Annotated in this window: 20 protein-coding genes; 5 read left to right on the top strand and 15 right to left on the bottom strand. The window is 43.7% G+C overall.

Features of this window, described 5'->3' with window-relative positions; translation table 11 throughout:
- The first annotated feature begins 231 nt into the window (after window positions 1-231).
- Entirely contained in the window at window positions 232-579 is a 348-nt protein-coding gene (locus CW749_RS18260; RefSeq protein ID WP_101113709.1) for a hypothetical protein, read from the top strand.
- A gap of 55 nt (window positions 580-634) precedes the next feature.
- On the opposite strand, the gene CW749_RS18255 is transcribed toward CW749_RS18260, so the two are convergent.
- From CW749_RS18255 to CW749_RS18185, 15 genes are all read right to left on the bottom strand, one after another.
- Entirely contained in the window at window positions 635-1204 is a 570-nt protein-coding gene (locus tag CW749_RS18255; protein ID WP_101113708.1) for an OmpA family protein, read from the bottom strand.
- Window positions 1201-2478, bottom strand: a complete 1278-nt coding sequence (locus CW749_RS18250; RefSeq protein ID WP_101113707.1) for a VWA domain-containing protein — start codon at window positions 2476-2478, stop codon at window positions 1201-1203. The genes CW749_RS18255 and CW749_RS18250 overlap by 4 nt, the downstream gene beginning before the upstream one ends.
- A 68-nt stretch (window positions 2479-2546) precedes the next feature.
- Window positions 2547-3113: a tight adherence pilus pseudopilin TadF gene (gene tadF / locus CW749_RS18245; protein ID WP_101113706.1), complete on the bottom strand. Its 567-nt coding sequence runs from the start codon at window positions 3111-3113 to the stop codon at window positions 2547-2549.
- Entirely contained in the window at window positions 3106-3648 is a 543-nt protein-coding gene (locus CW749_RS18240) for a TadE family protein (protein WP_101113705.1), read from the bottom strand. Before CW749_RS18240 ends, tadF begins: the two co-directional genes overlap by 8 nt.
- Before the next feature lie 12 nt (window positions 3649-3660).
- Complete coding sequence (locus CW749_RS18235) at window positions 3661-4848, bottom strand: tetratricopeptide repeat protein (RefSeq protein WP_101113704.1); 1188 nt, start codon at window positions 4846-4848, stop codon at window positions 3661-3663.
- Window positions 4841-5713: a type II secretion system F family protein gene (locus CW749_RS18230; RefSeq protein ID WP_101113703.1), complete on the bottom strand. Its 873-nt coding sequence runs from the start codon at window positions 5711-5713 to the stop codon at window positions 4841-4843. Before CW749_RS18230 ends, CW749_RS18235 begins: the two co-directional genes overlap by 8 nt.
- Window positions 5713-6624 carry a type II secretion system F family protein gene (locus CW749_RS18225; RefSeq protein ID WP_101113702.1) on the bottom strand — a complete coding sequence of 304 codons (912 nt, stop codon included), beginning with the start codon at window positions 6622-6624 and terminating at the stop codon, window positions 5713-5715. The genes CW749_RS18230 and CW749_RS18225 overlap by 1 nt, the downstream gene beginning before the upstream one ends.
- The gene (locus tag CW749_RS18220; protein ID WP_101113701.1) at window positions 6621-7886 is read right to left on the bottom strand and encodes a CpaF family protein; all 1266 of its coding nucleotides are present in this window, start codon (window positions 7884-7886) and stop codon (window positions 6621-6623) included. The genes CW749_RS18225 and CW749_RS18220 overlap by 4 nt, the downstream gene beginning before the upstream one ends.
- Window positions 7887-7897: 11 nt before the next feature.
- Window positions 7898-9094, bottom strand: a complete 1197-nt coding sequence (locus CW749_RS18215) for a type II secretion protein (RefSeq protein ID WP_101113700.1) — start codon at window positions 9092-9094, stop codon at window positions 7898-7900.
- A gap of 3 nt (window positions 9095-9097) precedes the next feature.
- Complete coding sequence (locus CW749_RS18210; RefSeq protein ID WP_145997863.1) at window positions 9098-9529, bottom strand: hypothetical protein; 432 nt, start codon at window positions 9527-9529, stop codon at window positions 9098-9100.
- 77 nt (window positions 9530-9606) lie between these two features.
- The gene (locus CW749_RS18205) at window positions 9607-10911 is read right to left on the bottom strand and encodes a pilus assembly protein N-terminal domain-containing protein (RefSeq protein WP_101113698.1); all 1305 of its coding nucleotides are present in this window, start codon (window positions 10909-10911) and stop codon (window positions 9607-9609) included.
- On the bottom strand, window positions 10911-11684 hold the full coding sequence (locus CW749_RS18200) for a pilus assembly protein CpaB (protein ID WP_101113697.1): 774 nt from the start codon (window positions 11682-11684) through the stop codon (window positions 10911-10913). Before CW749_RS18200 ends, CW749_RS18205 begins: the two co-directional genes overlap by 1 nt.
- Before the next feature lie 60 nt (window positions 11685-11744).
- The gene (locus CW749_RS18195; protein WP_237322487.1) at window positions 11745-11954 is read right to left on the bottom strand and encodes a Flp family type IVb pilin; all 210 of its coding nucleotides are present in this window, start codon (window positions 11952-11954) and stop codon (window positions 11745-11747) included.
- 295 nt (window positions 11955-12249) lie between these two features.
- The gene (locus CW749_RS18190; protein WP_101113695.1) at window positions 12250-13116 is read right to left on the bottom strand and encodes a LysR family transcriptional regulator; all 867 of its coding nucleotides are present in this window, start codon (window positions 13114-13116) and stop codon (window positions 12250-12252) included.
- A gap of 963 nt (window positions 13117-14079) precedes the next feature.
- Window positions 14080-15129 (bottom strand): LacI family DNA-binding transcriptional regulator, encoded by a 1050-nt coding sequence (locus CW749_RS18185; protein ID WP_180958437.1) that lies wholly within the window; start codon window positions 15127-15129, stop codon window positions 14080-14082.
- A 352-nt stretch (window positions 15130-15481) separates the two neighbouring features.
- Here CW749_RS18185 and CW749_RS18180 point away from each other — a divergent pair, with 352 nt between their 5' ends.
- The 4 genes from CW749_RS18180 to CW749_RS18165 all read left to right on the top strand — a co-directional run bounded on the left by CW749_RS18180 (window position 15482) and on the right by CW749_RS18165 (window position 18960).
- The gene (locus CW749_RS18180; RefSeq protein ID WP_101113693.1) at window positions 15482-15754 is read left to right on the top strand and encodes a hypothetical protein; all 273 of its coding nucleotides are present in this window, start codon (window positions 15482-15484) and stop codon (window positions 15752-15754) included.
- A 130-nt stretch (window positions 15755-15884) separates the two neighbouring features.
- The gene (locus CW749_RS18175; protein ID WP_101113692.1) at window positions 15885-17039 is read left to right on the top strand and encodes a TRAP transporter substrate-binding protein; all 1155 of its coding nucleotides are present in this window, start codon (window positions 15885-15887) and stop codon (window positions 17037-17039) included.
- A gap of 71 nt (window positions 17040-17110) precedes the next feature.
- Window positions 17111-17629, top strand: coding sequence for a TRAP transporter small permease (locus tag CW749_RS18170; RefSeq protein ID WP_101113691.1), 519 nt, complete (start codon window positions 17111-17113; stop codon window positions 17627-17629).
- An 8-nt stretch (window positions 17630-17637) separates the two neighbouring features.
- Window positions 17638-18960, top strand: coding sequence for a TRAP transporter large permease (locus CW749_RS18165; RefSeq protein WP_101113690.1), 1323 nt, complete (start codon window positions 17638-17640; stop codon window positions 18958-18960).
- Window positions 18961-18984: the final 24 nt, after the last annotated feature.

Here is an 18984-nt window from a genome sequence, read left to right as displayed (position 1 = left end):
TGGAGTCAGGTGGGTTGAAGCATGCATAGAAATCGAGCACCTCAATTTATTAAAACATTGAACATTTGTACATGAGTAACCTTAAGATGCTAGATCCAGCGTTTAATCACTCTGACTTAGAGTTTTATTGAGTTACTGGTCAACAATCGTAGTAAAATCAGAGAAATTACTTTAAGATTCACGCAAAATTGCCGCTACACTTAGTAGAGGCGTACAGTATAACGAATCATTGTGAAAGTATCTGAATTATTGCAAATATTAAGTAAATTCTCCGATAACAACGATCCCCAAGTTGTGACGGGAGAAGAGTGGTTACCAGAACGTTTACTCACAACCAAGCTTGATGACGATCTTCTGTTCTTGCATTTCGACCATCAGCCTGCTGACCAAGGCGGTGATGAAGAAGGCCGTGGTTTTGTCGAGCATGAGATCTCAATGCTACGAGATAAGATTCGTACCATTGTTGAGGAAGAAGGTGACTCGAATATGAAAACAGAAGCGTTCCTTGCTCTGTTTCTTATTGGGCATGAACGCTCTTCATCTGAAGTGATCGAAATTCTAGAAGAAGACGTTGATTGATGCGTTAGCTGCGCATCTGAAATGTTCGAAACTCAAATTTGGGGTTCATCCTAGTTCAAGTCTGAACGGTTAAGACGACACGGCGGTTGCACCCTTTCACTTTGTTCTCTATTTGTTCACATATTGGCGCTGTTTCTCCGTAAGCACGTAAATCTACCTGCTTTTCTTTTCCGAAGGTTTTCTTTAAGAACGTCGCAACGTTTCGCGCGCGTCTTTGTGACAACCCTTTGTTGTATTCGTCTGTGCCGACTTCATCAGCGTGTCCTTCTACAGCAATGGAAACACTGCTATCCAACAAGTTGATGTAATCCAATAATATGTGTTTATGTTCGTCACTGAGTTTGTCTTTATCGAAGGCGTAATTCAGCACCAATGTCTGGGAAATACGGTCATAAATACACTCGTCGCTCACCGAAAACTGTTCCGTAATACTATCTTCACTCACGAACACAGGTTGCTCTGGCTGCGTAACGTGATGACTAAGTAATTGGCCCGATTGCTGTGTGCCCAAGTGATTGTTCGCTAGCACACGAGTCGTTTTTAAATATACATTTTCTTCCGCTAAACAATTCGCTGCGGCTTGCCCTGATAACAGCAAAAGTACGCCAAACGCCATTACTCTCATAGTGAGCCCTCATTTCCTTTCAGTCGCCCTGTCTCTTCATTCAACAGGTTTAAAATATGCTTATAAACATCGCTGCCATTTTTGGCATGAAGGACGTTGTCTTCCCCCACGCAATCAAAAAAGCCATTCACAGCTTGGTTCATTTCAAAATCGATACCTATCACACCAAAGGTGACAGAAATAGGTTCTCCAAAACGGTCAGTCTTGTTTTCTAAATCCGACACCATATTTCTGCAGAGCCCATATTTCGTGAACTCTTTGAGTATCCGTGTTTTCCGCCAACTGCCATCTGGGCTATGAATTGCCCAAGGTCTCTCGGTATCCTCACCATCGGATAGGACGATGATCACTTGTTGAGGGTTGTACTCTTCTTGGCTATTCGAAAGTTCGGCCACGCGGAGTAAACCCTGCCATGAGTGAGTAAAGCCACCTGCTTTAAACGCTTTAAACTCATCGCTGAACCCGCTGTAATCGTCGGTCAGATCAATATCGTGGAACAGTCGCCTCGGGCGATAGTTATGCCGTTCAAGCTCGGGACTGATAATTAGGGGACTTTTTTTGTCGTTGCGATGGACAATTGAATCGTTCACTCTTTGTAAAACCACATGTTCAAACACTTCGCGTCTACCATTAATTTTTTGATAGTTGAAGTGGTTGTACCCAACAAGCGCTACGCGGCTTTTATGGCTGTTGAATCGGTTGAAGTTTTCAAGGTCATCCAATATCAAATTAATGGTATTTTTCACTGTGGTGAGTTTACTGCCTCGCCCTGGGCTTGCTGAAAAGCGTTCATTCATTGACCCACTAAAATCGACAACAAAATAGATATCTACCGGTTTAGGTAGATACTTTCGGCTTGTCGACGCTCCAGAAATCTTAAATTTTGGTTTTAGGCCCAAACTGCTGTAGCTAATCCAAGAATTGTGCTCGGTTGTGGCCGTCACCACGAAATCTGCAAAAGGAGAAATCTCACCAGCATCTTGCACACACCCTGTGTCGTAATCGCAGCGCGTATCGACAATCGATATTGCCACGTCACCGTCGTTAAACGGCATATAATGATTGACGATTCGAGACGCCAGCTCCGTGTCCGGTGCATTATTTCCGGTAGACGATGAGATCAGCCCGAGGCTTGCCACCTCTGTTGCCTCACTTAACTTGGCGTGCGCGTGCAACTGTTGCGTGGTTTGCATCGCCAATGCCAACATGCCAAACATAAACGGCAGACAGCACATGAAAATCAAAAACGCTGCCCCTTTTTGCTTGTTCATCATTCCTCTATTCATTGAACGCCGACTCTTCGAACGCTGATTCGTTGAACATATGTTCTGTAAAGACATGGCTAAATCCTCGCAAACGAAAAGGCAGACGTAACAACATTAAGCAGCTCACCTTTACTCGCACCCAATAGGTTAAAAGGCGTGCGGTAACAGAGTGACACTTTGTAAACGGGCAACTTACGGTTTCGAGACGTGGTTGGGATAATCTTGTCCACTTCTCTTAGCGGCGTAAAACTGCACCCAGTCACCCACCCTACTTCGCGCATCGCGTAAACTTGTCGGTCGGGATAAACCACCAGCTCCTCAATTCGAATGCCAAATTTATTCGAGTCAAACTGATTCGACATCCGATTCATTGCCGAAATGCCCACGGCGTATAATTCTGCCGCCAGCAGTTCGCATTCCCCTGCGTACCGACATATGTCGCCTTCGTCACGGAACAACTCTCGTCGCTCAGACATCACCGACACGAGTGAATACGCGAGCCGATCCATTTGCCCTTTTTTGGCAGTAGCAACGAGAAAGTTCACCTGCATAACAAAAAAGCCCGTCACAAACACCAACACCAAAGCAAGCTCAATGGTAAAAGCGCCGCGCTGCACATTTGAATTGGAAGAACGTCTAAGCACACGAGCCTCCTTGGCCTAACTTAAAGGTGCATCGCTCATATTCCTGAATTGCCATTACTTCACGGCGCATTTCAATGGATGGCAGTAGAAAGTTAAAAATAGGGGAATACTCAAAGGCGACTTCATAAAGTGCTAACGCTTTGTTTTGGGGTTCAGAGGACACCCCCGAGCAAGATGAAAACTCTCTGACGGATGTACTGCAACGAACGAGCGTTTGATAGCTATCGATATAGTGAATACGAGACTGAATCGATTGGCTATCAATGACCGCGGGAAGAAAAATACCCCCGCTTCGACGAATCGCAGACCGAATGGCTCTGTCATAATTGATCGTGCTAATGGCGTCTGCCCTGCCCAATTTTTTAGTGTCAGATACTGCTCGCGTGATGGCGTGATCAGTCACCGCAATGGCGTAGACCATCAAACATAGTTCAAACCATGTCAGCACCATTAAAAGTAAAATCGGTAAACCAAAGGCAGCCTCTACACTGATGACCCCTTTTTGCTTCTTAAGTTGTGACGTTCCAATCGACATAGTTAAGATTACCTACAGCTCTATGTGTCGATTTTTCGTGTAATCCACAACAAACGCCCCTTTCACCTTCATTCGGTTTAGGTACGCTTTCGCTTCTTCAATGGAGCTAAACTCACCAATACAGTAGCGTTTCCAGAGGTTATGAGAATAGGCGTAAACCGTTCCATAATTCGTACGCAGATAATTCAGGTACTCACTCGAAATCGCTTTATACGTCGCCAATACTTGGATTCGGTAAATCGACGGTGCTTTAGGTTTGAGGTTTTGCGGGTTGAATACCATCTTGCTAGCGACTGGTTGATGGTTTCCAGCGTGGTCGACCGCCATAGCGGCAGTTTGTAGTTGGGTTTGTGGCTTATACACCGCACTTTCCTCCGCATAACGTGATTGATTGACAGGCCGAGTTGCGGCGCTGGTTGAATGAGTTTGAGCCTTGGCGGAAGACGAGCGAACCATTTTGGGCGCAGGTTTCTTTTTCACCGATTTCATCAATTTGGTCAGTTGCGTTCTTGCCTCTTCTTCAGGGTATTTTTCTCGAAGCGCATCTAAAGCAATATCCGGTCGGTTCGCATTCACAGATGCCAAGATTAAATTTGAACGCACTTTTTCATCGTTTGGTTGATCGAGGTATAAGTCGTACAGCATGGTCATCGCATCTTCGTATCGCCCCTGCATGAGGTTCACAACGGCAATGCTATTTTTCGCTTCTCTATCCGACGCTCCAAGTTTTCTACTCTGTTCAAAATACTCAATTGCCGCCCCGTATTGCCTTTGCTGAGCTTTGATTTTGCCCATAAGAATATGGTGCTGATATTTGTCACCACCTTCATCCAGGTAACGCTCTAACCACTGTTCACTTTCTGCGAAACCACGCTTCAGGTAAGCAATTTCAGCTTTGGCTAGCATCACTTCAGGCTCGTCTTTTTCAGACTCATCGAATGTATTGAGATAAAGCTCCGCTGAAGAGGTGTCTTTCAAGTCGATATACACACTCACCAGCTTGATTTTGTATTCGTCATTTTTTTTAATATTGGCTTTATAAAACTCAACCAGTTGCGTCTTGTCGTTGGTTCTCAACAACAAGTCCTCTTTGGTATCCAACTCACTGTTGGTGGACGCACAGCCAGTTAAAACAAGTGAGAGCAATAAAGCGCACTTTACGTTGGTCCAAATTTCGATAGCCCGTCTTTCATTAGCCATTTGAAAACATCCTTAAAATTCCAGGGGCAGCAATCAGCACAACAATGGGAACCATGATGAACGTGATAAGTGGTATGGACATTTTGGCGCCCATTTTTCCTATCTTTTCTTCGAGATCCATCATGTTGATTTCACGTATGTCGGTTGCCAATGTCGCGAGTACCGGCCCGACAGACGAGCCATACTGCAAACTCTGAGTCAGTGTCATTACAAAACTCTGCGCTTCGGTTGTAGGGACAATGTCATAAAACTCTGCCAACGCCTTTTCCAGCCCCACCACTCTTGCTCGTTCGGTATTACGCCTTAACACAAAAGCCAAATTTTCATCCACCGTTGCGATTTCGTTACTCAGGAATTCCAAGGTAGATTCGATGGTCATGCCGGTGTGAACACAGACATTCATCAGATCGAGTAAAAACGGCAATCGTGAGCTGATGTGCTTGACGTTCTTTTTCGCTCTCGCCGCCACATAGGTATCCGGCCCAATCAAAAATAAAACTAAAGCGACCCCCGCTATCATGAAGAATTCAGCAAAATCGAGGTCCCCAATAAAGAACCCGTAAAGCGTGCTTAAAAACACCAATAGAAACGGAATGAACTTAAACAGGTAGTAACTTTTGGCGACAAACTCGTTGTAAATCCCTGCGGCAATCAGTTTTTGTCGGTTTTCTTCATGGTTGAAACTGAATGCTTCCACCAACCGATTCATGATCGCCAATTGCCGTTTTTCTTCTTTGGTCGAACCGATGATTTGACTGGTATAGAATTTAGCAACCAACGAATCCCACATCTTGATAAGAAGCCAAGCAAAGATAAGAGAGACAGCAAGCGCGAAAGCTAAGAAAATAGTGGTGCGTAGATCCATCAGTTCACTCCACGCAAAATCATGGAGATACAGAAAAATCCAATAAACTCACTGATCAAAACGTAATAAAAAATGGGTTTTCCACCTTCTTCAAACATTACGAAGTTATAGTTTTCTGGGCTGGTGAATCTCAGAATGAGAAGAAAAATGATCGGCAAGCACGCCACAATTTTTGCTGAAGATCGCGCTTCTGACGTTAAAGCATTTTTCTTTTTTTCCATGGCTCGTGATTCAAACATGATTCGGTTGATTTTGTTGATCACGTTTTTAAGCTGACCGCCTCGGCTCAGGTTGATTCGAATGGTCGAAATGAAAAAGAAGTACTCCACGTATGGGAAGGTGGTCGCGCTGCGTGACAACACATCGTCTGGATCTTCACCAATCAATAAGCGTTCTGCCATGAATTTAAATTCACGCCCTACTTCGTTATCCAGCTTTTCGCCCACGTACTCAAATGCGTGAATGATGCTTTGCCCAGCAGCGATGGCACCCGACAAAATATTCAGCGCGTCTGGAAAGTCACTTTTGAATTTCTCTTCTTTAATGTCGCTGAGTTTGAACAGAAATACGATGAACAAAATAGGCTGACCAATCGCTAAGCAGACCAGAAAATCTTGGCTGAATAAGAACAAGTTAACCGCATAAATAAGTGCTCCACTGATCAGCAAAAACAGCACTATTTTTTTAGGTATATTGGGTTCCAACAGCTTTTTCAGCTTCTTGAAGATGAACTTCACTTGGATCCAAACACTGGTTTCAAACCGATCCATATCGATGACCGTTTTGACACCCTCTATCCCATCAAACTCTGTTTCTTGATCGATAAGTGCAGTCACTTTTCGGCTGGTTTTCTTATGTTGGAACCAAAACACAATGGCACCCACGCACCAAATGGCGAACACCCACATCATGAGAACAGCTCCTCTAATGCGCCCTCTAAGCCGAAAAACTGCGCTCGCTCGTACACAATAGAACGTTTAGATAAACCTGGAGAGCGAAACTCACCATCGATTTTTCCATCTTCCAATGTGCCTTTGTTCTCGAACCGGAAGATGTCTTCCATCACCACGCTATCGCCTTCCAACCCAACCACTTCCGAGATGTAGAGCACTTTTCTGCTGCCATCGTGTAAGCGCTTAACCTGCACAATCAAATCCACCGCACTCACAATGGTGCGTCGGATCGCCTGAATAGGTAAACTTGCCGTTGCCATCATCACCATGCTCTCTGTTCGAGCAACCGCATCTCTTGGAGTGTTGGCGTGAAGTGTCGACATCGATCCATCGTGACCCGTGTTCATCGCTTGAAGCATTTCAAACGCCTCACCGCCACGGCACTCACCCACAATAATTCTGTCTGGTCGCATACGCAGGGAGTTGATCACCAAGTCGCGAGCGGTAACTTCGCCCGTTCCTTCAACACTGGATTGGCGAGTTTCCAAACGAACGATATGAGGCTGCTGCAATTGCAGTTCAGCCGCGTCCTCAATGGTGACGATACGTTCCGTTTCACCGATGTAGCCCGATAGTGCGTTGAGCAATGTGGTTTTACCCGAACCCGTACCACCAGAAATCAACACATTGCATTTGCAATGGCTGGCAATGGACAAAAGCTTTGCCATTTCGATGGAGAGAGCGCCGAATTCCACCAAGTTTTCGAGTTTTATTTTATGCTGTTTGAATTTACGGATAGAAATGGAGGTGCCGTCTATCGCTAGTGGGGGGATGACGATATTGACGCGGCTGCCATCTTCTAAACGCGCATCACAAAGCGGCTTGGATTCATCGATTCGACGCCCTACATTTGAGGCAATTCGTTTTGCAATGGTGCTGAGTTGTTTTTCGTTAACGAACTGAATCGGCGACTTCTGAACTTTGCCGCCAATCTCGATAAAGATATTGTGCGGTCCGTTGATCATAATGTCTGAAATGTCATCGTTATCGAGCAAGGCTTGCAGTGGTCCCAGCCCTTTTAGCTCTGCAAGTAGCGCTTTCACTAACTCAATGCGCTGAGAATTGGACACCTGTAACCCTCGCCTGTCGATAAGCAGGTTAACGGTTTCTTTAAGCTGAGCTTCCAAGTCTTCGTTACTGATTTCAACTAAGGTTGACGCATCTAACGCATCAAAGATTTCATCTCTTAGCTCTATGTAGATTTTATTAAACTGGCTCATCTACCCCTCGCTTATTTCTTGAACAAAGAAAATTTGGATTTAGGGCGGATGTTTTTTCCAGTGAGGTCTTTCACCATTTCAACGACTGGCAAAGAGAACTTACTTTTCATCACCGCTTTCATTCCCTGCTGAATCAATAACTTTTCCAAGCCCGATTCGTATGAAAAAGACAGCGCTTCTTTTCGCTTAACTCGTTCTTTGGCGTTCTCTAATGGCACCATGTAGTCTTTCGCAGGGCGATTTTGAATGAACAACACTTGGTGAGCCGACTTGCCCATCTTTTTCTTGATGATGTTATAGGCGCGCAATGACGCCACAGACGGATCGCAGATCAGGTAAATACGGTGATACTTTTCACTCAAGTCTTGATCGTGCACTTCTTCGAAAGACGTCAGTGGCACAGAGTCCACAATAAAGTTGTAATTACTTTCAAGCTGATAGGAAAGGTTATGCAGTGTGGAGGCATGGTCTCCGACACAAGCGGTGGTTTTTTCGAGAATCAAATAGTCGAGCTTATCGTCGACCTTCGAGACATAGGTTTGAGCGATGGCACTGTCTATGTCTCTCTGATTCAAATCGATGCTGTTATGCCTTGGCTTTACCCCTTTCATACCGAGAAAAATATCCGAGGTAAACGCGCCAGAATCGTGATCCACCAGCAGCGTTTTCAACTGCGCTTCGGAAGACAATCCGTACGCCACTAATGAAGATATGGTCGAGAGCCCAATTCCGCCTTTGCAAGAAAGCAGAAGAACGCGTTTTGCAACACGGGTTTTATTCACCAATGTTCCGGTTGCAGATTCAGATACGCTCACTGCATTGAGCAGATCTTGGAGATTTTCATCCCACAAGACGTATTCTGCGCCGAGGGCTTGTACGCGGTTTTTCAACCGAATGGAATCCGAATTGCTGATGGCAATAATGCGAATACCTACGTCCAACTTAGTGGTAATGTCGCTGATTTCTTCAACAACATTGTTCGACTGACGAAAATCCAACACCACGTGTTTGATTTTCTGCTTACCTAAATCCATGTTGGATTGGCTGGTCAATTCCGGCATTTCAATCGGCGAAGGAAATCCTTCTATCGCATACAAGTCCCTTACCGACTGAACAAACTCTGCGTCGTCGGAAACCAGCAGATCGGAGAACTCGGATACGTTTTTTTTTGGTGACGCCGAGGTTTTAAATAAGTTGTTTAAATCCATCGCTTACTTAACACCTTTCAGAGGCTGACTCAGGCTGATCACTCGGTTGTATTCAACCGCGCACCCGAAATGGAAGTTTTGCGCATTACCCATATGAAGAGATTCGCACTCTTTCGCGTTAACCAAGGTGTAACGCGAAACAATTGAGACGGCTTTGTCGGACAGCGGGCGTGACTCACTATCTGTGTCGCCTGATTCTTTTAACTTCGCGCTGATTCGATGGCGATCAATGCCTTTTGTTTTCGCCGACTCCAGTAATTCCGCAACAAACTCGCTTTCGTTGGGGTGATAGAAGACTTCAAACTCCGACTTTTTGTGGTGCTTATTTACGTCACCGATAAACCCCATGCTGCGTTTCAACGCGATGTGTTTATCAACAACATTAAATTCGTATATCTGCTCTAACTCATCGACTTGGGTTAAGTTCGTAGACATTGGAGAACTGCAACCGATAAGCAAAAGAGGCGCTGAAATCGTCAAAATTTTTGAGACGAATGAGTGTCTTAAGAGCATTAAAAACCTCCTGCTTTTATGGTTTGTTCTACTTCTGGATCAGATAAATTGATTCTGAATAGCCGCTCTAAATCGCTGCTCGCTTTGAACTTTGGCAACTTGATGTCTTTGCTTTTTACCGGATCAACTAAGTTGACGGTGGCTACTATGATCAATTCAGTTTTCGTACGGTTGGATTTAGTGTGGCTAAACAACGCGCCAAGAATTGGAATGTCACCCAAGACAGGAATACGGCTTAATGTTTCACGCTCTTCTGTTGTTAATAGCCCTGCAAGAACAAAACTTTGCCCATCTTTAAGTTGCACTGTGGTTTGTGCTTTTCGAGTACGCAGAGAAGGCATGTTGTAGAACGCGTTGCTTTGGCTATTCGATGCATCAATCGAACTCACTTCAGGCAGAAGTGTTAGTCGAATGTTTTCTGTGTCCGTTACTTTACCGACCATCGATAGTTTAATGCCGTACTCTTTGTATGAGATGGACACACCATCGCCGTCTCGCACCACCATTGGTAATTCGCCGCCGACTAAAAAGCTCGCGGTTTCGCCAGAAATAACCGACAAATTTGGCTCTGCGAGCACTTGCCCAATGGAGTCGTCCTTACTGGCGGCAATTACCGCGACGATGTCCTCAGCCGAAAATTCTAAGATTTGTTTAACGTATTTACCGGGTTGACCAATGTTGCTGTACGAAACACCCAGTTCCGACAAAAAGTTGCTAGAGACTTCAGCGACGGTCAGCTTTACGTTTATTTGTTCGGTGGACAGAACCTTGAGGTGATTGATAATCCCTTCGAAAACGAAACTTTCGGTGTAATCCAACTCGTTATCAGACACACTGTCTTCCAACTTATAGGTATTTCTCGTGGATTTTTTCTTCAGCATTTCACCAACTAAGCGATAGATTTTCTTTTTTACTTCTTCACTTTGAACGGTGCCGTCTAAAACCACCTGCTCACCGACATTAGTTACGTTGACTTCTTCATCCGGAAAATGAGCAACAAGCATCTGCTTAACCAAACGCAAACTCTTATTCACTACGATTTCTGAGTTGTAGATTTCATTGCCACCGCGATCAAAAACGATCAAACTCGCCGTGCCCACACTGACTCCATGAATCACGATTTTGGTTTCGTCTATTACTTTGTAGTCGGCGATGTTTTGGTCGGACACAAAAACGGTATCTATCGTTCGATTGGTTTTCACCGTTTTTGCCGCTCCCTGATCTATCGACATCAGTTCAGCTGCGCCAATATTGAGGTGCGTAAATAAAGCAAAAATGAGAACGGCTACTTTTGTATTTTTCATTATTCACTGCCTGCTCTGAGTTCTCTGACCCCATGTTGTTTTTCAAGTAAGTCAACGCTACGTACGGAAAGAAACTGATTGGTCATGTTGGAGGGCACAATACTGATCTGCCCGATTTGCTTAGCGATATCCAATTTCATTACCTGACGAATACTCAACTCAATCACCAAGCGTTTTGCTTTAACTTGACGCCCCTGCTCGCTGCTGGATTCGCCTGTATTGGTGACTTGGATAACCTTAGCGTCATGAATCAGAACTTCAGAAATCAGGTTACCCACATCTTTAAATTCCGCTTCGTGAATATTCGAATAGGAATTGGTGGTGGAGATGAAGCTGACTTTGTCACCCGCATAGGTGCCAATGGCATCTAACACACTTTTCCCATCGGTTTCGTAGTAGTAAGGCACGTGATCTTTCGCCAAGGTAAAGCTGATGTAATCATCGTCACCTGGGAACGATAGCTGGGATCTTTTAAGCAGCGTTCCTTCGCCAAGTTGAGCTCTAAAAAGACTACTTTTGGGAATCTTGCTGCCTTGAACCAGCAAGCCATTTTGCTGCGCTTTTTTTTCTGTCATCTCAACCCATTCCACATTGGCCAAGCTGTATTGAACCCCTTTTTCTACAGGCTCAACTAAAGTCAGAACGTTAACCGTCGCTTCTTGTGTTGAAGCGGGTATTACTGGGGCTTCACTAGCAAATAAAATATCTTTGGAATAAAACAGCCCTAGAAATAACAACGCAGAAAGTAAGATAAAGAGAACAGGTTTACTCATGAAGCGTAACTCTTATGATTGTGGGTAGGAAAAGCCTACCCATATGGTGATGACTAAAAATTACGGAGTGACGGCTGCATCAGTAGTAGCGGTTGTTAGTTGACTGGAAATTTGAGCAATAGCACCTGAAATTGCATCACCTAAACCACTGTTAAATGCCGCCAAAATAATGCCCGAAATAACAACAGCAATGATTGCATATTCAACTGCAGTTACACCGCGCTCGTCTTTTTGGAATTTAGCCAATAGGTTTGTAATTGTGTTTAACATTGTCATTTAATCCTTCTTTGAATGAACCGAAGCGAATATAGCAACGAAAGGAAAAACGACAATTAATACTTATTTATACAACTATTAATTATGCTTATAGTTGTATGTAATAAGCCGTATCCATTAGGAATTTAGCCACTGATTATAAATTTTGTTTCTAGGTGTATTAGATCATTTTATTGAAATCAAAAAAGATAGAAGCAATAAAAAAGGCGAGCATTGATTTGCTCGCCTTATTTGTACTTTTAAAGTTTTAATAACCTGCTTTAATTACCACTATTTTTTGGGCTGAATATCACATTGTGACGAGTTTGGGTTCTGACTGAATAAAAAGCTCTTTGATTTGGTTCGTCAACCCGACTTGGCTTAACTCTTTAAATGTCGACTCACTGCACCATGCAAAACAGTTCACGATATTAGATGTTTTATGTACCCTAAGATTATTTGATTGAATACTCCAACTTGGGCAAACTAATACCGTACCTGGCTCTTCCATTTCACCTTTCATAAGCCTTGAAGAACTTGTGTTAAACCAGCTTTGTATATTTGCCGTTCCTATGCCCACCTCTTGCAGTAGGCTTGAAACTTGCTCTCTCTCTATAGAGCTGCAGTGTACAATGCGAACAGGGTTGTTCTGGATAATGGGCTGATCCGTTAGTCGTTGACACACTACGTATTGCGTCCTCTTCACTTTCACCATTTGTCCTGTGCGCGAGGGCTCTGAATTTACTCCTAGAATAATGTCATATTTACTGGCATCTAAATCTCTCGGATTGCGAAAATTGACCAAACTAAGATCGAGATGGCTTAATATACGAAATGCCTTTACCACCTCATCGACTAATTCAGTTGAAAAAGAATCTGATACCGCAATCTTATAATGTTCTTTATTTTTAGTTTTCCCTAACTCTTCGAAAAGCTGATCGTAAAGCTCTAAACTTAGTTCAGTATACTTTAGTAAGATCTTGCCCTCCGTCGTTAACTCAAAACCTTCTTCCCTGTCGAAAATACTTGCACCTATATGAGCTTCAACCTTTTTAATATGTTGTGAAACGGCAGGCTGAGTGATAAACAATGACTCAGCAGCAGCCGAAAAGCTCTTACATTTTGCGACACATGAGAATGTTTTTAAGTATTTAATTTCTATCACATTTCTCAGCATTTGATTTTACTCTTACTATTTAGTGCCCTTATAAACTTAGCCTGTATTGCTACTCATTCAATTAGGGTTCATATAAATGGGGGCAAAGAAATATTGTCTATACCCTACTTACAATACGCAAAACCGAATCTATCAGACTAAGTCAATATCTTTCGTTTGAACGTGAACGGCGTGTGTAACCAATTATAACGACCTCTCTATTTAACTGATTAAATTTCAAACGACTAACATTACTTCCATAGAATTTATAAAAAGCATGATAACAAACATTCTTATTTTATAATCTAATTTCACATCACATATATATGATTTTCTTATAAATTTTTCTAATAGCGCGATAACGCTTTGTAATACCCACTCGTTAACGGGTCGATAGACGGTTAAAAATTCTTATTTTTCATTAGATTACAAACTGAACATTACTTTATTCATTTTTTTGAACAAACATATCATTTCTAATGTAACGATATTTTTTACCACACAGTAGACACCAATTGTTTTTCTAACTTATTTCTTTTTACTCTGTAATACAGTGAAATACATTTATTAATATAATTGTAATTTCTTAAGGAATAATAGGAGGTCACAACATGTAAATGATTCGTTAAATTAATTACTACTTTTGCGTTAAAAATAGGAGTTGTTTCACTTTCAATCAATGATATAAAACACTCCCCCACTCACCGTATGGCTGACTCTATAGCGCATTGATTGCCTTAAAAGCTCAAAAGGTATCACAACAAACCAATGGTCATTCATTTAGATCGAACAGTGAAGATTGAAACAATAACGGATGCGGAACACCTAAGTGTGTATCCAAACATCATCTGGATAATGAGCTTTAGGCGTATCGCTAGAATAAAGGGAAAAATGAAGGGAGCGGCGTCTTGTCTGAAAGCCAGTTAACTTTTCTTTGGTTGAGAAGTCGTTGGTAGACAAGCCACTGAACCAAGCTTCTTGGAGTTACTTGGTTATAGGAACGGAGGTGCTTTCTCTTACTACTAACTGAGTTGGAACCTCAATATGTGTCGCAGATTCTCGACCTGAAATTTGGTCCAATATAAAATCGGCCGCTCTTTCACCCATCATTCGAGACGGGACGCGAATAGTGGTTAAGCTTGGTGACAGGTGTTCGCACAAGGGCAAGTCATCAAAACCGGTTATGGAGACTTGCGTTGGCACAGAAATGCCTAATTTATCGCATTCGGTTAAACAGCCAAACGCCAACACGTCGTTACCACAAATAAGAGCAGTCGGTCTCTCTAGTTCCGGTCTACCCAGTAGGTGTCGACATGCATTTCTGCCTTCCCATATATCGTATCGGCATTCAACAACGTCTTGGGGCTGCAGGAAGATACCAGCTTTTTTAAGCGATTCTTTTGCGCCTTCTAAGCGCGCAGTTGCTCTGTCGTTTCCTTTTGTTATTCCGGAAATAAGTCCAAAGCGAGTATGCCCCTGATTAAGGAGATACTCAGTCACTTGCTGCGCCGCGGTGAAATTGTCGAACCCAACACAGGGGTGTGGGCTTGTCCGGTCCAGCGCCCAAAGATTGGCAAATATCTGGTTATGTTGCTTTAAGATGGAATACGTTTCAGGCGCATGATCATTTCCAACCAGTAGCAACCCATCAACCCCCTGCTCCATAATATCTCGAACCTGTTTGAGCTCGTGCTTGGGATCGTAGTTACTGACCGCCAACATAAGGGTGTATCCCTCTTCATATAAACGGCGTTCGAGTGCGTTAATGCCTGAAGCAAAGATTGCGTTATCGATGGTTGGAATTATTGCGCCTATCATGCGCTTTTTGTTGGAGGCGAGTGCCCTTGCAGCGCCATCACGCACATAGCCCAGCCTGTTAATTTCGTCTTCAATGCGAGCCCGCAACGTTTCCTTAACTTGATGAGGTTGATTAAGTGCCCGTGAAACCGTAGCGGTAGAAACCCCTGCCGCTTTGGCTACATCGCCCAACGTTGGCTTGTCTGAAGATTTGCGTAAGCGCTTACCTTTTACCATGTTTTTCCAACAGTTAACCAAGACGTTTGTCAGTATAAACTTTATACACATTTATATCAGATTGACTATAACGAACTGTGACTAAGCTTAAATTCAAGCGGCATTTCAATCGCAAGAAAAACCAACAAGTCTTTATTATTCATAATTTTAAATGGTAAACACCAAAAGATAGCCGAATTAAAAATGAAACCAATTGACTATAAAACCATCAATTTCCGTGATCAACATTGAAAAAATTGATTAACTTTTGCTCTAATTAGAAAAATGTAAGCGCTTACAGTTGACTATTATTTAGTCGATAAATAAGGTGGTGTTAATGAGTTGTTAATCAAACCACGCAAGGATGATAACCATGCCTACTTCGATATCAGAAAAGTCATCTGATGCATCACAGAAATCTTCAGGATCTCATCCCGTGCCTATTACCGCTGGAAGTCGCAAATATTTAGTGCTCAGTATTGCTTCTTTTGTACTTTACCTCTCTAACATTCTTGTTGGATGGGCTTCCATTCGGCACGACTTTCCTATTCCACCTTTAGACGTAGTACCAGAAGCACTACTGCTTGCCGCAGGCGCTGCGTTTGGTGTCATTTTTATTTTGCAACAAGAAAAACAAACAACCTAAGAACTCAGTTTTGAGTAGATGGTCGATGCACTGCCCATCAGCAGTAAAGCGTTGCCAGTGTTAGACGCTAAAACAGGTTCGTAGACAACAATCCAACGTCATTTCAATCACGTGAAAATGGAGTCAAAAAATGAAAGGAATCAACGAAAGCGACCAAATCGAGTCTATCGAGCGTCGGAAATTCTTTGAAGTTGCAGGTAAAGCCGGTGTCACTGCCGCGATAATGGTGGGTGCTGCGGGCGCTTTAATGAGCCCAACAGCCGCTGCCGCTATCTCAAAAGAAGAGCGTGAACGTCAGAAAGCAGCCAAATACACGATGACCATTGCAACCGCTTACATTCTCGGTGCATCTCGTGGTTACCCTATTATGCAATTGGATTTCAAAGAGAATATCCAAAATATGACCAACGGTCAGGTCTACGTGAAATTAGCGCCAGGTGGTCAACTTGGTGCTGGCGGCGCACTGGCTCAGAAAGTACAGCAAGGCACCATTCAGGCTGCGCAGCACTCGCTTTCTAATTTCTCTTCTTTCGCACCTGTTGTGGACTTAATCAATATTCCTTATTGGTGTGGTGAAAACCAAAAGTTTGTCAACTTGGTGAATTCAGCGGCGTGGAAAGCAGAAGTGGACCCTAAGCTTGAAGAACGTAACTTTAAAGCATTGTGGTACGTCACCATCGATCCGCGTGTGGTTGCCCTTCGTAAAGGCAGAGACGAAATCATTAAAACCCCAGATCAAATGGAAGGCATTAAGTTCCGAGTTCCAGGTTCTAAAATCCTTCAACAGTTTTACCACTTGCTCGGTGCGAACCCTACGCCAATCGCTTGGGGGGAAACACCTTCCGCTATTAAACAGGGTGTCGCCGATGCACTGGATCCGAGTGTAGAAGCGTTAAACATTTTCGGGTTTAAAGACGTGCTTTCTTCTGTGACTTTCATCCGTTCAGTACCGGATGCTCAAGTGTTCTCATGTAACTTGCAGTGGTTTAACAAGCTACCAAAAGACGTGCAAGAAGCAATTGAAGCCGCGAGCGAAGTAACGGCGCATCAAAACCTCGCCAAAGTTCCCGCAGCAAGGGCATATGCGATGTCTGAACTTGCTAAGAATAACGTTCAATTCTACTCCCCTACGCCTTCAGAGCTTGCGCAATGGCAAGAAAAAGCAGGGCATCAACTGGCGGTTTGGGATTCAACGAAGAAGTCACTGGCGGGATCGCTGGACACTTTCGACAAGTTGCTTGAAGCAGCGAACACTAAAGGACGTTACTACGTCCATGACGTGTAGGGCGTTGGCAGCCGTAGTTTACTTTGCGGCTGCCCTTTTTCTCTTTTGTTTCCCTTATCAAGGTGTAAAACATGCAACAAAGTCGGTTTTCAACCATAGAGCAAAATTTAGAACGATGGCTCTGCCTAATGTTCTATTCAATGATCGTACTGACGATCATCTCTGAAGTCACCAGACGATTTGTGCTCAGTTATTCCTCCATTTGGGGAGAAGAAGTCGCTCGATACTGCTTTATCTACCTAGCTTGGATAGGCGCTTCACTTGCGGTTAAAAACCGCGCTCACATACGCATAGATGTTTTGCTGGGGTTCTTGCCAAATCGCGCACAAATTGCCGTGTACCTGTTCAGCGACTTTCTTACGTTGGGGCTTGCAGTGATTTCATTGATCGTCTCTATCGGACCCGTATTAACGTCTCTGGAATTCGGCTCCGTGACCCATGGTTTACGCATCAGCCAAGTTTGGTTTTTATTTGCTGTTCCCTTTGGTTTCACCTTAATTGTTTTGCGCTTGCTTCAGTCCATTAGAAGGGATGTGAAAGCACTGCTCAATAACGGACAGGTATACCAAGGCGAACGCTTGATCGATTAGGAGGAAAAATGAATAACTACTATTTGCTCGACCAAGCCTCCGCTGCTTCTTATGGCATTGCCGTTTACGGTCCTGTTATTGCCATGGTGGTCATGATTTTCTTAGCCGTACCAATTTGGGTGGTTCTGGGTTTAGGCTCTATCGCGATGTTGGTCTTTACTGATGTGCTGCCACTTTCTCTAGTGGGTGAGTCGTTATTTGACGGTATTGATGCCTTCGCGCTTATCGCAATACCATTATTTATCTTAACGGGCGACGTACTGGTAAGAACGGGGCTTTCCAATAAACTGCTGGATGTTGCAGAAGCTTCGACGGGCAGTGCGAAATCAGGCTTAGGGACATCAACCGTTTTGGGGTGTGGTTTTTTCGCTTGTATATCAGGATCCGATGCCGCTGGTGCGGCCGCCGTAGGCCGAATGACGATTGATCGCTTAGTCGACAGAGGTTACCCAAAAGCGTATGCATGTGCTCTTGTCGCTGCAGGTGCCTGTACAGGTATTCTGATCCCACCGTCTATCGCTTACATCATTATTGGTTTGATTTTGGGTATTTCAGCCTCAACGCTGTTTTTGGCTGCTGCTATCCCAGGCTTACTCATCATGATTTCTATTATGGCGACCAATGTTGTGCTTAACGCCATTAATGGGTACGAAAATTCGAAAACAGGATTCTCACTAAAGCACTGGTTTGCGACTATTTATAACTCACGCGATGCATTACTGATCCCTTTCATTATTCTTGGTGGTATCTATTCCGGTATTTTCACACCAACTGAAGCGGCAGCGGTTGCAGTACTCGTAGGGTTGAGCATCGGTTTATACCAACGAACCATTACTTGGCGTGATTTCCCTAAAATGCTTTACAGTTCAGCGAAAATTAATGGAATCATTCTGCCAATCATTGCGATGTCACTTCCTTTGGCACAAACCTTGGCGGTATTGGAAATTCCGCAAAGTTTCGTGACTCAGATGACCAACATCACGGAAGATCCGGTGTATCTAACGCTGATTATGATTGGAATCCTAATTCTGGCTGGGTGCGTCATGGAAACCACACCCAATATTGTGGTGCTTTCCCCCATCTTGTTGCCTTTGGCTCAATCGATCGGCATGGATGAAATTCACTTTTGTATCATGATGGTGACCGCACTGGGCGTCGGGTTCATCACACCACCATTAGGGTTGAATCTGTTTGTTGTTTCAGGGGTTACCCAGACACCGGTTTTGCAAGTGGCTAAGTACGCAGCACCTTACGTACTGTCGATGCTACTAGTGGTTTTACTCTTGGCATTTGTTCCAGAGATTTCACTATGGGCACTCCAATTTAACTGATTCGCATAACGCGTTAATTCATGT

This window comes from Vibrio sp. vnigr-6D03 (assembly GCF_002835515.1).
Lineage (GTDB): Bacteria > Pseudomonadota > Gammaproteobacteria > Enterobacterales > Vibrionaceae > Vibrio > Vibrio penaeicida.
Note: the sequence above shows the minus strand (reverse complement) of the source record. Positions and strands in the feature narration are given on the sequence as shown.